16 protein-coding genes are annotated in these 13,975 nt (G+C 63.6%); 12 read left to right on the top strand and 4 right to left on the bottom strand.

Annotated elements, in window-relative coordinates; translation table 11 throughout:
* Positions 1 to 677 precede the first annotated feature (677 nt).
* On the top strand, positions 678 to 1,349 hold the full coding sequence (locus DCG74_RS21645) for a DUF429 domain-containing protein (RefSeq protein WP_172786411.1): 672 nt from the start codon (positions 678 to 680) through the stop codon (positions 1,347 to 1,349).
* A 6-nt stretch (positions 1,350 to 1,355) separates the two neighbouring features.
* On the opposite strand, the gene DCG74_RS21650 is transcribed toward DCG74_RS21645, so the two are convergent.
* On the bottom strand, positions 1,356 to 1,559 hold the full coding sequence (locus DCG74_RS21650) for a hypothetical protein (RefSeq protein WP_172786412.1): 204 nt from the start codon (positions 1,557 to 1,559) through the stop codon (positions 1,356 to 1,358).
* Between the two features lie 386 nt (positions 1,560 to 1,945).
* Between DCG74_RS21650 and DCG74_RS21655 the strand changes: the two genes are divergently transcribed.
* Positions 1,946 to 2,650, top strand: coding sequence for a glutathione S-transferase family protein (locus tag DCG74_RS21655; protein ID WP_172786413.1), 705 nt, complete (start codon positions 1,946 to 1,948; stop codon positions 2,648 to 2,650).
* A gap of 7 nt (positions 2,651 to 2,657) precedes the next feature.
* On the opposite strand, the gene DCG74_RS21660 is transcribed toward DCG74_RS21655, so the two are convergent.
* Positions 2,658 to 3,029 (bottom strand): tRNA-binding protein, encoded by a 372-nt coding sequence (locus DCG74_RS21660; protein ID WP_172786414.1) that lies wholly within the window; start codon positions 3,027 to 3,029, stop codon positions 2,658 to 2,660.
* 106 nt (positions 3,030 to 3,135) lie between these two features.
* Here DCG74_RS21660 and DCG74_RS21665 point away from each other — a divergent pair, with 106 nt between their 5' ends.
* Positions 3,136 to 3,495 (top strand): ArsC family reductase, encoded by a 360-nt coding sequence (locus tag DCG74_RS21665; RefSeq protein WP_172786415.1) that lies wholly within the window; start codon positions 3,136 to 3,138, stop codon positions 3,493 to 3,495.
* A gap of 3 nt (positions 3,496 to 3,498) precedes the next feature.
* On the opposite strand, the gene DCG74_RS21670 is transcribed toward DCG74_RS21665, so the two are convergent.
* Positions 3,499 to 4,146, bottom strand: a complete 648-nt coding sequence (locus tag DCG74_RS21670; RefSeq protein WP_172786416.1) for a hypothetical protein — start codon at positions 4,144 to 4,146, stop codon at positions 3,499 to 3,501.
* Between the two features lie 339 nt (positions 4,147 to 4,485).
* Here DCG74_RS21670 and DCG74_RS21675 point away from each other — a divergent pair, with 339 nt between their 5' ends.
* The 7 genes from DCG74_RS21675 (at position 4,486) to DCG74_RS21705 (ending at position 10,979) form a co-directional block, all read left to right on the top strand.
* Positions 4,486 to 5,241, top strand: coding sequence for an ABC transporter ATP-binding protein (locus DCG74_RS21675; RefSeq protein WP_172786417.1), 756 nt, complete (start codon positions 4,486 to 4,488; stop codon positions 5,239 to 5,241).
* Positions 5,234 to 5,980, top strand: a complete 747-nt coding sequence (locus tag DCG74_RS21680) for an ABC transporter ATP-binding protein (RefSeq protein WP_172786418.1) — start codon at positions 5,234 to 5,236, stop codon at positions 5,978 to 5,980. Before DCG74_RS21675 ends, DCG74_RS21680 begins: the two co-directional genes overlap by 8 nt.
* Positions 5,981 to 6,035: 55 nt before the next feature.
* Positions 6,036 to 7,256, top strand: coding sequence for an ABC transporter substrate-binding protein (locus tag DCG74_RS21685; RefSeq protein WP_172786419.1), 1,221 nt, complete (start codon positions 6,036 to 6,038; stop codon positions 7,254 to 7,256).
* A 75-nt stretch (positions 7,257 to 7,331) separates the two neighbouring features.
* Entirely contained in the window at positions 7,332 to 8,195 is an 864-nt protein-coding gene (locus tag DCG74_RS21690) for a branched-chain amino acid ABC transporter permease (RefSeq protein ID WP_036000843.1), read from the top strand.
* Between the two features lies 1 nt (position 8,196).
* Positions 8,197 to 9,165 carry a branched-chain amino acid ABC transporter permease gene (locus DCG74_RS21695; RefSeq protein WP_172786420.1) on the top strand — a complete coding sequence of 323 codons (969 nt, stop codon included), beginning with the start codon at positions 8,197 to 8,199 and terminating at the stop codon, positions 9,163 to 9,165.
* 155 nt (positions 9,166 to 9,320) lie between these two features.
* Positions 9,321 to 9,965, top strand: coding sequence for a DUF47 domain-containing protein (locus DCG74_RS21700; RefSeq protein WP_166816744.1), 645 nt, complete (start codon positions 9,321 to 9,323; stop codon positions 9,963 to 9,965).
* A gap of 9 nt (positions 9,966 to 9,974) precedes the next feature.
* On the top strand, positions 9,975 to 10,979 hold the full coding sequence (locus DCG74_RS21705) for an inorganic phosphate transporter (protein WP_172786421.1): 1,005 nt from the start codon (positions 9,975 to 9,977) through the stop codon (positions 10,977 to 10,979).
* Here the strand turns inward: DCG74_RS21705 and sugE are convergent.
* Positions 10,972 to 11,286: a quaternary ammonium compound efflux SMR transporter SugE gene (sugE, locus tag DCG74_RS21710; RefSeq protein ID WP_172786422.1), complete on the bottom strand. Its 315-nt coding sequence runs from the start codon at positions 11,284 to 11,286 to the stop codon at positions 10,972 to 10,974. The genes DCG74_RS21705 and sugE overlap by 8 nt on opposite strands.
* Positions 11,287 to 11,460: 174 nt before the next feature.
* Between sugE and DCG74_RS21715 the strand changes: the two genes are divergently transcribed.
* Positions 11,461 to 13,083, top strand: a complete 1,623-nt coding sequence (locus tag DCG74_RS21715; protein WP_172786423.1) for a peptide chain release factor 3 — start codon at positions 11,461 to 11,463, stop codon at positions 13,081 to 13,083.
* 248 nt (positions 13,084 to 13,331) lie between these two features.
* Positions 13,332 to 13,910, top strand: a complete 579-nt coding sequence (locus tag DCG74_RS21720; protein WP_172786512.1) for a hypothetical protein — start codon at positions 13,332 to 13,334, stop codon at positions 13,908 to 13,910.
* The last annotated feature ends 65 nt before the right edge of the window (positions 13,911 to 13,975 follow it).

The following is a 13,975-nucleotide window of genomic DNA, read 5'->3' on the forward strand; positions in this document are numbered from 1 at the left end:
CTTCGCATCGGCCGTTGATAGGTACGCTGGGGAACGGGCGATATCGCCTTGTTGGGATGGCAACCAAGTGTCCTCCACCTGTGACAATAGCGCAGAGCGCGTAAGTCAAAGGCGAAGTTCGAGCCCGCTCTTCCATCGTGTGAAGTATTCGATATCCTCACCACCAGCGTCGGTTGAGCCGCGACCACTCGCGGCAAACCGAGTTACATTCGATCGCGGCGCTGTCGACGCGCCGCATGTTGCGAACCCTGAAGGGTTCGCTCTGCCATCGGTGTCCGGCTCATCGCCTCGTTCCCTCCGGCAGGCCCCGCGCACTTGGACACGCGCCTTCTCAGCGCGAGCCCGGGATCCGGGTCTCCCGTTCCGGCCATTGCCGGGTTGTTCGGTTGGGCCGCGCGGCGGGCAACAAAAAACCCTCCGGAGCGGCAGGCTCGGGAGGGTCCGTGAGAAGCGGACTGTCGATCTTGCGGTCAGGCAAGATCGCTCCCATGAGCCGGGCATGCGCAATCGAATAGCTTGTGGCTATTCGGCGTGCGGACATTTCTTTCGTAGCGGTACGACATCGCTCGGTTCATGGTGTCTGTCGCAAACGGAAGTGCTTGCGAGGGCGCGGGACATACGCCCGCAACTTGCGGATGTCAAGCGAGACGCGTGCGGAAACTGAAATTGACGGACGCATGACTTGCCAAAATTATTTGGGGCTCGACGGATTTCGTTTCGGCTGGGTCGCAGCGTGGATCGACGCGCGCGGCGATCACGGCTTCGATTATTCGCCTAGCCTGACGCGTCTGCTCGCATTGCCGCACGCCCGCGCGATGATCGACATGCCGATCGGACTGAACGTGAGCGGCTATCGTGCCTGCGATTTGCGCGCACGGGAGCTGATCGGCCCTGCCGTGTTTCTGGGCGCGCGCCGCGACCTCTGGACCTTTCCGGACCTGGCGGCGGCCAATCGCCATTACTGGAAGCACGAAGGCGAGGGCAGGGGCGTGTCGGCGCAGCTCTGGAATATCAGGGACAAGATCAGGGAAGTCGATGAGGCCATGACGCCGGCGCGGCAGGCGACGATCGGCGAAGCGCATCCGGAATTGATCTTCTGGAATCTGGCAGGGCGCGTGCGGCTCGAACCGAAGACCTCGCCGCGGGGGCGAGAGCAGCGTATCGCGTTGCTGGGAGACCGCGGCTTCACTGAGGTCGAGAGATGGCTCACGCTTCGCCACGGCACCGGGATCGGTCGCGACGACCTCATCGACGCCTGTGCCTGCGCCGTCGCAGCGCGCGACAGCGCGCAATCCGTTGGCGACGGCAGGACCGATCCGCGCGGATTGCGGATGGAGATCAACTTCTGACGGCGATCAGCCCTCGACTTCGCCTTCGAGCTGACCGCGGCTGTCGGGGTCTGGATATGAGCCGCCCTCGTCGTCCAGTCTCGTTGCTCGCGATTCGTACTCGTCGGCCATCGTCCGCAACCGTTGCGCGGCTTTGCTGTGCTCGAGATCGTTCGCGACGCGGCGACAGCGTTCAGCGTGGTCGAGCAGGGCGCGTTTCTCGATGTTCATCGAGCGACAACGCGCGAGGGGGCCATTGGTCCCTGCGCAAGCCGCCGGAACAGCACGATCGCTTCGCAGCGAGATCGGGAAAAAATAGCAATATTTTAGTGCCGCCTGGAACGTGGCGCCTGAGCCGACGTTCTACGCCAGAGGCTGTCGAGGGACATAATACGATGTACGACGTGTGCCAATTGGCGACCGCGATGCTCGCGATCGCCTTTACGGCCCTGCTGTTGATCACGGGTCAACGGTTCATCGAATCTCGGCTGCAGCGTGAAGCAAAGCCCCCGATCGTAGCGATGGCGACGCTGCCGCCCTAAGCACAGCCGGAAGTCACTTGCGCACTGCGGTATCTTGCCTAGATTGAGCACGCCTCAGTCCATGCAAAGGTCCCGATGTCCGATCTGTCCGTCTTCCCCATCACCAAGCGTTGGCCAGCCAAGCATCCCGAACGACTCCAGCTCTATTCGTTGCCGACGCCGAACGGCGTCAAGGTCTCGATCATGCTGGAGGAGATCGGGCTTCCTTACGAAGTCCACCTCGTCGATTTCGGCAAGGACGATCAGAAGACGGCCGAATTCCTCTCGCTCAATCCGAACGGCAAGATCCCGGCGATCCTCGATCCGAACGGCCCCGGCGGCAGGCCGCTGCCGCTGTTCGAATCCGGGGCGATCCTGCAATACCTCGCCGAAAAGACCGGAAAGCTGCTGCCGCAGGATGCCGCGCGGCGTTACCAGACGCTTCAGTGGCTGCACTTCCAGATGGGCGGCGTCGGGCCGATGTTCGGCCAGGTCGGCTTCTTCCACAAATTCGCCGGCAAGGATTACGAGGACAAACGGCCCCGCTACCGCTACGTCGCCGAAGCCAAGCGCCTGCTCGGCGTGATGGATGTGCATCTCGCCGGCCGGCAATGGTTCATGGACGATGACTACACCATCGCCGACATCTCCATGCTCGGCTGGGTGCGCAATCTCATCGGCTTTTATGGCGCCGGCGATCTCGTCGAGTTCACCCAGTTCAGGGCGGTCGGTGACTGGCTCGAGCGCGGGCTTGCGCGTCCGGCGGTGCGACGCGGATTGAACATTCCGCAGCGGCCGTAGGCCATCCCTAGAACAGGCGCCCGCCGTTCGGCACCGGCTTGCTCGGCTGCACCAGCACGACCTTGCCGTTGGCATCGGGGAAGCCGAGCGTCAGCACCTCGGAGACGACCGGGCCGATCTGGCGCGGCGGGAAATTGACGACGGCCGCGACCTGTTGCCCCACGAGGGTTTCGAGCGGGTGGTTTTCGGTGATCTGGGCCGAGCTCTTGCGCACGCCGATGGCGGGGCCGAAATCGATCCACAGCCGCCACGCCGGCTTGCGCGCTTCCGGAAACGGTTTTGCGTCGACGATGGTGCCGACACGGACGTCGACCGCGAGAAAAGTGTCGAAATCGATGGTCGGTGCGGCGGCTGCGGCGGGATCGTGGGTGACGTGCATGGTGATGTCCGTTTAAAGAGTTGGCGCGTGCCGCAATATTGTCGCGCGACGCGGAGTTTCGTACAACGCCACGCACATCACCGATACGCCATGCGCGAGGACTGTCTTGCCCACCATCATCTACGGCATCAAGAACTGCGACACCATGAAGAAGGCCCGCGCCTGGCTCGATGCCCATGGCGTGGCGTACGCGTTTCACGACTACAAGGCCGCGGGTGTGGAGAAGGACAGGCTCGAGCAGTGGACCGACAAGGTCGGTTGGGAGACCCTGCTCAATCGCGCCGGGACGACCTTCAAGAAGCTCCCCGATTCTGACAAGGAAGGCCTCACCGAGAAGAAGGCGCTGGCATTGATGCTAGCGCAACCATCGATGATCAAGCGGCCGGTGCTCGAAATCGGCAGCAAGCTGCTGGTCGGCTTCAAGCCGGATATCTATGCCAAGGAGGTCGGTGGCAAGGCGCGCTGACGGCTAGTTCAGCTCGATGATCTCGTTGGAAATAGCGGGGCCCGGCTGGTCCGCGAACTCGACCGTCTCGGCGGGTGCGATGCGGCCGGGGGCGCGATGAAACAGCTCGCGGTCGATCACGGCCCGCAGCTTCGGGCGCGGCAGCGCGTCATTTCCGCGCATCAGATTCTTGATCTCGAAGCCGCCGTCCTCGCAGAACGTCTTCACTGACGCGATGACGTGGCTGACCCTGCCGTCGGTCAGGAACGGCAGCAGCAGCCGCTCATACGCGACGATGCGGCCATAGGTGTCGTCGACGTCGGCAACGCTGTAGACCGGAAGGCCGCGCGCGACGCATTCGAGATAGACCGGCACCACGTAGGGTGCGAGCAGAGGTCCGACATAGTCATCGAGCGAAACGCCCTTGCCGGTATGCCCATAGGCGCGCGAGATGCGCGTGCCTTCGCTCTGGATGACGAGACGCGGCGTCGGCGTCGAAAGCTCCACCGTATAGTAGATCAGATCCGACAGCTCCTCCTCGAGCCGTGCGGGCTGATACTCCCAGATCGCCGGAGCGATCTGCTGACGCGCATAAAGTCGCAGCCACGTGTTCAGGAGATCGCGCTGCCGGATCGACTTGACGACGGAGGGAGCCGCGCTTGCAAAATCCAAAGCAATATTCTCCGCACGTGAAAAACCCGCGCATGATCGGGCTTGCGGGGAAATTATTGATGAAGGCTGGCGCGGGAGACGAAAGACCGTTAACGACGGCTTGATGGCCGGTGCCTTGCGAACCGGGAAGGCCGGGCAGGCACGACATCGACCTCTGCGACTAAGGGAGCATTTGTATCCCAGCCGAAGGCCTGACCTGCTCAGCTTTCCGCCTTGCCTAACCCCCGTCACCTCCGGCATATTCCGCGCCCGGAGGCGGCGCCCCGGTGGGCTGCAAGTCCTCCGGACAGCCGAAGCAACAAGGACAGCCACGCGCCGCGCGGGCAGGGGGAAAACTGTTTGGCCGATGAGTTCATTCTCGAAACGGAAGGCTTGACCAAGGAGTTCGCGGGCTTCTTCGCCGTCCGCGACGTTGCGCTCAAGGTTCGCCGTGGGAGCATTCATGCGTTGATCGGCCCGAACGGGGCCGGCAAGACGACCTGCTTCAATCTCTTGACCAAGTTCCTCAAGCCGTCGGCCGGGAAAATCCTGTACAAGGGGCAGGACATCACCGCGATGGCGCCGGCGGATGTGGCCCGCATGGGGCTGGTCCGTTCGTTCCAGATTTCGGCGGTGTTTCCCCATCTCACCGCGCTGGAGAACGTCCGCGTCGCGCTGCAGCGCCAGCATGGCTCCTCGTTCGACTTCTGGCGCTCCAAGTCGGTGCTCAACCGCTTCAACGATCGCGCGCGCGAGCTTTTGAGCGACGTCGGCCTCAGCGAGTTTGCCAATACGCCCGCGGTCGAGATGCCCTATGGGCGCAAGCGGGCGCTCGAGATCGCAACCACGCTCGCGCTCGACCCGGAGATGATGCTGCTCGACGAGCCGATGGCCGGCATGGGCCACGAGGACATCGACAAGATCGCGGCGCTGATCAAGCGCATCTCCGCGAAATACACCATCCTGATGGTCGAGCATAACTTGAGCGTCGTGGCCAACCTCTCCGACATCATCACCGTGCTGACGCGCGGGCAGGTGCTCGCGCAGGGCCATTACTCCGAGCTCACCAAGGACGAGCGCGTCAAGGAAGCTTACTTGGGAGCCGGTCATGCCTGACACTGCGATCGCCGAGGCTCCGGCCAAGACTGCGACCGGCGGGAACATCCTGCAAGTCCGCAACCTCGAAGCCTGGTACGGCGAGTCCCACATCCTGCACGGGATCAACTTCGACGTGAATGCGGGCGAGGTCGTCACCCTGCTCGGGCGTAACGGCGCCGGCAAGACCACGACGCTGAAGTCGATCATGGGCATCATCGGCAAGCGTGCCGGTTCGGTGAAGTTCAACAACCAGGAGATCATCCGCGCGACCTCCGATAGGATCGCGCGTATGGGCATCGCCTTCTGCCCGGAAGAGCGGGGCATATTCTCCAGTCTCGACGTCCGCGAGAACTTGATGCTGCCGCCGGTGATCCGTGAAGGCGGATTGTCGCTCGAGCAGATCTTCGAGTTGTTCCCGAACCTGAAGGAGCGGCTGAACAGCCAGGGCACCAAGCTCTCGGGCGGCGAGCAGCAGATGCTCGCGATCGCGCGCATCCTGCGCACCGGCGCGAGCTTCCTGATGCTGGACGAGCCCACCGAGGGCCTCGCGCCCGTCATCATCCAGCAGATCGGCCACACCATTGCGCGGCTCAAGAAGGAGGGCTTCACCATCCTTCTGGTCGAGCAGAATTTCCGCTTCGCCTCCACCGTCGCCGACCGCTATTACGTGGTCGAACACGGCAAGATCATTGACGGATTTTCCAATTCCGAGCTTGCCGCCAACATGGACAAGCTCCACACCTATCTCGGTGTGTAGCCGAGCAGGCCGGACGATCGAGAGTAACTATCAAAGGAATATTGGGAGGCTGATTATGAAGCACGGCATTTCGGCAATGTTGCTCGGGACGGCCCTGGCGCTCGGCGCGGCAGGTGGCGCAGTCGCGCAGGACAAGAACATCAAGATCGGCGTGCTGACCGACAATTCGGGACTTTATGCCGACCTCGGTGGCGCTGGCTCGACCGTCGCCGCACAGATGGCGATCGAGGATTCCGGGCTCGCTGCCAAGGGCTGGAAGCTCGACCTGATCTCCGCCGACCATCAGAACAAGCCCGATATCGGCTCCACGATTGCTCGGCAATGGATCGACGTCGAGAAGGTCGACATCTTCATGGATGTGCTGAACTCCGGCGTTGCGCTGGCGGTGAACAACATCGTCAAAGAGAAGAACTCCATCCTGATCAACACAGGTGCGGCGACGTCGGATCTCACCAACGCGCAATGCTCGCCGAACACGGTCCACTGGGTCTATGATACCTATATGCTGGCCAACAGCACCGGGCAGGCGCTGGTGAAGGCGGGCGGCGACACCTGGTATTTCCTCACCGCGGACTACGCCTTTGGCCATGCCCTCGAGCGCGACACCGCCGCGGTCGTGGTGAAGTCGGGCGGCAAGGTGATCGGCAATGTCAAGCATCCGCTGAATACTGCCGACTTCTCGTCGTTCCTGCTTCAGGCGCAGGCCTCCAAAGCCAAGATCATCGGCATGGCGAATGCCGGCGGCGACACCACCAACACCATCAAGCAGGCAGCGGAGTTCGGCATCGTCTCCGGCGGCCAGAAGCTTGCGGGCCTGCTGCTCTTCATCACCGACGTGCACTCGCTCGGTCTGAAGGTGGCGCAGGGCCTGAACTTCACCGAGACCTTCTATTGGGACATGAACGACGGTACGCGCGCGTTCTCCAAGCGCTTTTCCGAGCGCATGAAGAACAAGGCGATGCCCTCGATGGTGCAGGCCGGCGTCTACTCGGGTCTGCTGCACTATTTCAAAACGCTGGAGGCGATGGGCGGCAACCCGCATGACGGGGCCAAGGTGGTCGCCAAGATGAAGGAGATGCCGACGGAGGATCCGCTGTTCGGCAAGGGAACGATCCGTGCGGACGGCCGCAAGCTACATCCCGCCTATCTGTTCGAGGTCAAAAAGCCCGAGGAATCCAAGGCGCCCTGGGACTATTACAAGCTGATCGGCACGACCCCCGGCGACCAGGCCTTCCGGCCGCTGTCGGAAAGCGCCTGTCCTCTGGTGAAGAAGTAACGGTGAACGATGCAGGCCGGTGCGCAACGGCGCCGGCCTGTTGTTGAGGAATAAAAGGGACCGGGTGCGGGATCGATGCAGGCTCTTTACGCTCAGCTACTGGTGGGACTGATCAACGGCTCGTTCTACGCGCTGCTCAGCCTCGGGCTTGCCGTCATCTTCGGCATGCTCAACATCATCAATTTCGCCCACGGCGCGCTCTACATGATGGGCGCCTTCGTCGCCTATTTCCTGTTGAACCTCGGCGGCATCAATTATTGGTGGGCGCTGCTGCTGGCGCCGATCATCGTCGGCATCTTCGGCATGATCCTGGAACGGACCATGCTGCAATGGCTGACCGGACTCGATCATCTCTACGGCCTGCTCCTGACCTTCGGCATCGCGCTGATCGTGCAGGGCGTGTTCCAGAACTATTTCGGCTCCTCGGGTCTGCCTTACGCCATTCCCGACCAGCTCAGGGGCGGCATGAATCTCGGCTTCATGTTCCTGCCGATCTACCGCGGCTGGGTCGTCGTGTTCTCGCTGGCGGTGTGCCTTGCGACCTGGTTCCTGATCGAGAAGACGCAGCTCGGCGCTTACTTGCGCGCCGCCACCGAAAATCCGACGCTGGTGCGCGCCTTTGGCATCAACGTGCCGCGCATGATCACGCTCACTTACGGTCTCGGCGTCGGTCTTGCCGCGCTCGCCGGCGTGCTCTCGGCACCGATCAACCAGGTGCGGCCGCTGATGGGCGCCGACCTCATCATCGTCGTGTTCGCGGTGGTCGTGATCGGCGGCATGGGTTCGATCATGGGCTCCATCATCACCGGCTTCGCGCTCGGTGTGATCGAGGGCCTGACCAAGTATTTCTACCCCGAGGCCTCCAACACCGTCGTGTTCGTGCTGATGGTGCTGGTGCTCCTGGTGAAGCCAACGGGATTGACGGGAAGGGCGGCCTGAGATGACAACCCTGACGGACGACACGCTGCCGACAACCCCGCGCGCGATGCGCGACGAGATGACCGTGTTCGTGGCGATGGCGCTGCTGCTGGCAGCGGTGCCGTTCACGGGCCTCTACCCGTTCTTCGTGATGCAGGCGCTGTGCTTTGCGCTGCTCGCCTGCGCGTTCAACCTGCTGGTCGGCTATGGCGGCCTGCTGTCGTTCGGCCACGCCATGTTCTTGGGGACAGCCGGCTATTGCAGCGCGCATGCGCTGAAGGTGTGGGCGCTGCCGCCGGAGCTCGGCATTCTCGTCGGCGTGGCCGCGGCGTTCGTGCTCTCGATCATCACGGGCTACATCTCAATCCGCCGCCAGGGCATCTATTTCTCGATGATCACGCTGGCGCTGTCGCAGCTGTTGTACTTCATCTATCTCCAGGCCCCGTTCACCCATGGTGAGGACGGCATCCAGGGCATCCCGCAAGGACGCATGTTCGGCCTGCTCGATCTCTCCAAGCCGACGGTGCTGTACTATGTCGTGCTGGTCGGCTTCCTCGCCGGCTTCCTCCTGATCTTCCGCATCATCAACTCGCCGTTCGGCGAGGTGCTGAAGTCGATCCGCGAGAACGAGCAGCGCGCGATCTCCCTCGGCTACCGCACCGACCAGTACAAGTTCCTGGCCTTCGTCCTGTCGGGGACGCTCGCCGGCTTTGCCGGCGCGCTGAAGGTGTTCGTGGCGCAGAACGCCTCGCTCACCGACGTGCACTGGTCGATGTCGGGCGAGGTCGTGCTGATGACCCTGGTCGGGGGGCTAGGCACCATTTTCGGTCCCGTGGTCGGCGCCTTCGTGATCATCGCCATGCAGCAATATCTGGCGGGTTTCGGCCAGTGGGTGACGGTGATCCAGGGCGCGATCTTCGTGGTCTGCGTGCTCACCTTCCGCCGCGGCGTCATCGGCGAAATCGCGCATTACTTCCGGCGTTCGCTCTAAGCGGCTGATATTGCACCAATTTCATTGGTGCAGGAAAGCGGTGGATGATCCGGCTCCGCGGGCGTGAGATGACGCGCGCGGATCGAAAATGGTCTATGACAGTTTTATGACAGCCCCTCGCGGGCCTGACCATTTTCAACCGGTAGCCAATCCCCATGATGCGATGGTTTCGTGCGTTCCTGCCCAAGGAAGAACGGTTCTTCGACCTGTTCGACCGACATGCCCAGACCGTGATCCAGGGCGCAATCGCCCTGCAGGGCATGCTCAATGGGGGTGAGGAGACGCCGGTCTATTGCCAGCGCGTCAACCAGTTCGAGAACGACGCGGATAACATCACCCGCGAGGTGCTGACGGCGGTGCGCCGCACCTTCATCACCCCGTTCGACCGCGGCGACATCAAGAACCTGATCACCTCTCTGGACGATGCCATCGACCAGATGCAGCAGACAGCCAAGGCCGTGATGCTGTTCGAGGTGCGCGCCTTCGAGCCGCCGATGCGCGAGATCGGCGGACTCCTGATCGAATGCGCCAATCTGGTGGGACGCGCGCTGCCTTTGATGCAGTCGATCGGTCCGAACGTCGCCATGCTGACCGCGATCACGGAAGAGCTCGGCAAGCTGGAGGGCCGGGTCGACGATCTCCACGATATCGGGCTGAAGGAGCTGTTCCTCAAGCATCGCGACGGCAATGCGATGGATTTCATCGTCGGGGTCGAGATCTACGACCATCTCGAGAAGGTGGCGGACCGCTTCGATGACGTTGCGAACGAAATCAACAGCATCGTCATCGAGCAGGTATAGGGCCTCGCCGTGGATGCCGCGTTGGGTCTTCCCGTCCTGGTCGGCTTGATCGCCGTCGCGCTGCTGTTCGACTTCCTGAACGGCCTGCACGACGCCGCCAATTCGATCGCGACCATCGTCTCGACCCGCGTTCTGCGGCCGCAATTCGCGGTGTTCTGGGCCGCCTTCTTCAATTTCATCGCCTTCCTGGTGTTCGGGCTGCACGTCGCCCAGACCATCGGCACCGGCATCATCGATCCCGCGGTCGTCGACGCCCAGGTGATCTTCGCAGCGCTCGTCGGCGCCATCGTCTGGAATCTCGTGACCTGGGCGCTCGGCATTCCGTCCTCGTCCTCGCACGCACTGATCGGCGGGCTGGTCGGCGGCGGCATGGCCAAGGCCGGCATCTCGGCCGCGGTGTGGAGCGGCCTCTCCAAGACCGTGCTTGCGATCGTGCTGTCGCCGCTGGTCGGCTTCCTGCTCGCGATGTTGCTGGTGGCGATCGTGTCCTGGGCCTCGGTGCGCTCGACGCCGTTCGCGGTCGACCGCGCCTTCCGCATCCTGCAATTCGCCTCCGCCTCGCTCTATTCGCTCGGCCATGGCGGCAACGACGCGCAGAAGACCATGGGCATCATCGCGGTGCTGCTCTATTCGCAGGGCCATCTCGGCAGCGACTTCTCGGTGCCGTTCTGGGTGATGCTGTCCTGCCAGGCGGCGATGGCGCTGGGCACGCTGATGGGCGGCTGGCGCATCGTCCGCACCATGGGCCTGCGCATCACCAAGCTGACGCCGATGCAGGGCTTTTGCGCCGAGACGGGGGGCGCGGCAACGCTGTTCATGGCGACCTATCTCGGGGTTCCCGTCTCGACCACCCACACCATCACAGGCGCCATCGTCGGCGTCGGCGCCGCCCGCCGCGTCTCGGCGGTGCGCTGGAACGTCGCCAGCTCGATCGTCTATGCCTGGGTGATCACGATCCCGGCCTCGGCCATCGTGGCCGCGCTGACCTGGTGGGTGGTCCAGCTCGTCAGGTAACGAGCTTCAGTCCGATGATGCCGGCGACGATCAGGCCGATGCTGGCGAGGCGGAAGGCCGTGGCCGGCTCGCCGAACAGGACAATGCCGAGCGTCGCCGTGCCGACCGCGCCGATGCCGGTCCAGACCGCATAGGCGGTTCCGACGGGCAACGATTTGAGCGCAAGTCCGAGCAGGATGACGCTGCCGGCCATGGCCGCCAGCGTGACCGCGGACGGAACAAGCTTGCTGAAACCTTCGGTGTATTTCAGGCCGATCGCCCAGGTGATCTCGAGAAGACCGGCGACGAACAGGATGCTCCAGGCCATGACGACCCTCCATCAAGGCAGGGTCGTCCCCGCGGCTGAGGTGCTGATGGGCGGGGAAGGCCGTCCTCCCCCAAGACTGATATAACCAAGCGTCGATATGGGGCTGGCCGGAAGTCCCCGCAATCACCAAATGAGGCTTGATCAGGCCCGTTTTCCCTGCCACACGCTCCCGCCATGTCCGACATCGCCACCACCACAGCCGAATCGCCGGCCCGTTCCCCGCTTGCCGCTGAGGTGGCGCGGCGGCGGACCTTTGCGATCATCTCCCACCCCGACGCCGGCAAGACCACGCTGACCGAGAAGCTGCTGCTGTTCGGCGGCGCCATCAACCTCGCCGGCCAGGTCAAGGCCAAGGGCGAGCGGCGCAACACGCGCTCGGACTGGATGAAGATCGAGCGCGAGCGCGGCATCTCGGTCGTGACCTCGGTGATGACCTTCGAGTTCGAGGGCCTCGTCTTCAACCTGCTGGACACGCCGGGCCACGAGGACTTTTCGGAGGACACCTATCGCACGCTGACGGCGGTCGATTCCGCCGTGATGGTGATCGACGCGGCCAAGGGCATCGAGGCGCGCACCCGAAAACTGTTCGAGGTGTGCCGGCTGCGCGACATCCCGATCATCACCTTCATCAACAAGATGGACCGCGAGAGCCGCGACGTGTTCGAGCTGCTCGACGAGATCGAGAAGACGCTGGCGCTCGACACCACGCCGATGACCTGGCCGGTCGGCCGTGGACGCGACTTCCTCGGCACCTATGACGTCGTCAATGGCGGCGTGCGCCTGCTCGAAGGCGGCGGCGCCAAGACCGGCGCGGCGCAGCAGATCGCGATCGAGGAATTGGCCAAGCTCAACGCCAATCTCGACGTCTCCGCCGTGAAGGACGAGCTCGAGCTCGTCACCGCGGCGTCGAAGCCGTTCGAGCTGGAAGCGTTCCGCGAGGGCCATCTGACGCCGGTCTATTTCGGTAGCGCGCTGCGCAATTTCGGCGTCGGCGATCTGCTGGAAGGTCTCGGCAAGTTCGCGCCCGAGCCGCGCGCGCAGGACAGCGACCAGCGCAAGGTCGAGGCCACCGATCCTCGCATGAGCGCCTTCGTGTTCAAGATCCAGGCCAACATGGATCCCAACCACCGCGACCGCATCGCGTTTGCGCGCCTCTGCTCGGGCAAGCTCAGCCGCGGCATGAAGGCGAAGCTGGTGCGCACCGGCAAGAGCATGCCGCTGTCGAGCCCGCAATTCTTCTTCGCGCAGGATCGCTCGGTCGCGGACGAGGCCTTCGCCGGCGACGTCGTCGGCATTCCCAACCACGGCACGCTGCGCATCGGCGACACGCTGACGGAAGGCGAGGAATTCAACTTCGTCGGCGTGCCGAGCTTTGCGCCGGAAATCGTGCGCCGCGTCCGTCTCACCGACGCAATGAAGGCGAAGAAGCTGAAGGAAGCGCTGCAGCAGATGTCGGAAGAGGGCGTCGTGCAGGTGTTCCGCCCCCGCGATGGCGCCCCGGCGCTGGTCGGCGTGGTCGGCGCGCTGCAGCTCGACGTGCTCAAGGCGCGGCTCGAGGCGGAATATTCGCTGCCGGTCGAGTTCGAGGTCAGCGAGTTCCAGCTGGCGCGCTGGGTCTCCTCGGAGGACCGCAAGAAGCTCGACACCTTCATCGCCGCCAACACCTCGAGCATAGCCGACGACGTCGACGGCGATCCCGTCTATCTCGCCCGCAACGAGTTCTATCTCGGCTACACCCGGGAGCGGGCCGAGGGCATCGAGTTCAGCAACGTCAAGGACGTCAAGAAGAAGGGGTAGGGCGGCGCGCCCTCCACTGGGCGGCCACATACCCGCTGCGCAAGCACACCCTCCGCTGTCATGCCCCGGCTTGACCGGGCATCCAGTACGCCGCGGCCTGTCGATTCAGCCACTACCGTCTCGGAGTACTGGGTCGCCCGGTCAAGCCGGGCGACTACAGCGTGCCTGAACGCGAGCATGTGAACGCGCGCGGACTTGACGCGTTCATGGACAGCGCCACTTTTCTCGTGACCTTGCGAGCTCACTCCATGTGGCGCGGCATTCTCGTTCTGACCCTGCTGACGATCTCAACGATCGTCGTCGACGCACGGCCGCGCCAGATCAATCCGATCCCGTTCGCGCACGAGCCCTGCAGCGTGCTCGACGGCGAGCCCTGCACGCCGTCCTATTGCAGCCCGCTCGAACCCGGGCCATGCATTCCCGAGATCGATTACCCTTACGGCCAGAACCTCCAACTCACCGTCGAAAGCGTGCCGGCGGAAGCTGATCGCGCCAAATATCAAAAGCCCGATCACGACCTCGATACGATCGGCGACCTCTTCGCCGCGCTGCGCAGCTGCTGGTCGCCGCCATCGGACCGTGCGCGCACGGGCATGCAGATGTCGGTGCGTTTCAGCTTCAACAAGGCCGGCGGCCTGATCGGCCCGCCGCGCCTCACATACGCGACTGCGGGTGTGCCGGCGGATATCCGAACCACCTATCTCAACGCGATCAATTCATCGCTGAAGGCCTGCCTGCCGCTGAAGTTCACGAGCGGTCTTGGCGGGGCGTTGGCCGGGCGACCCATCGCCATCCGTTATGTCGACAATCGGGAGCTCGGCAAGTAGCGCGAGTTGCGAGCGGCAGCCAATCGATGATACCTCAGAGCCGGGGGCTGCTTTGCGGGGAGGGT

It is taken from the genome of Bradyrhizobium sp. WBAH42 (assembly GCF_024585265.1).
Lineage (GTDB): Bacteria > Pseudomonadota > Alphaproteobacteria > Rhizobiales > Xanthobacteraceae > Bradyrhizobium.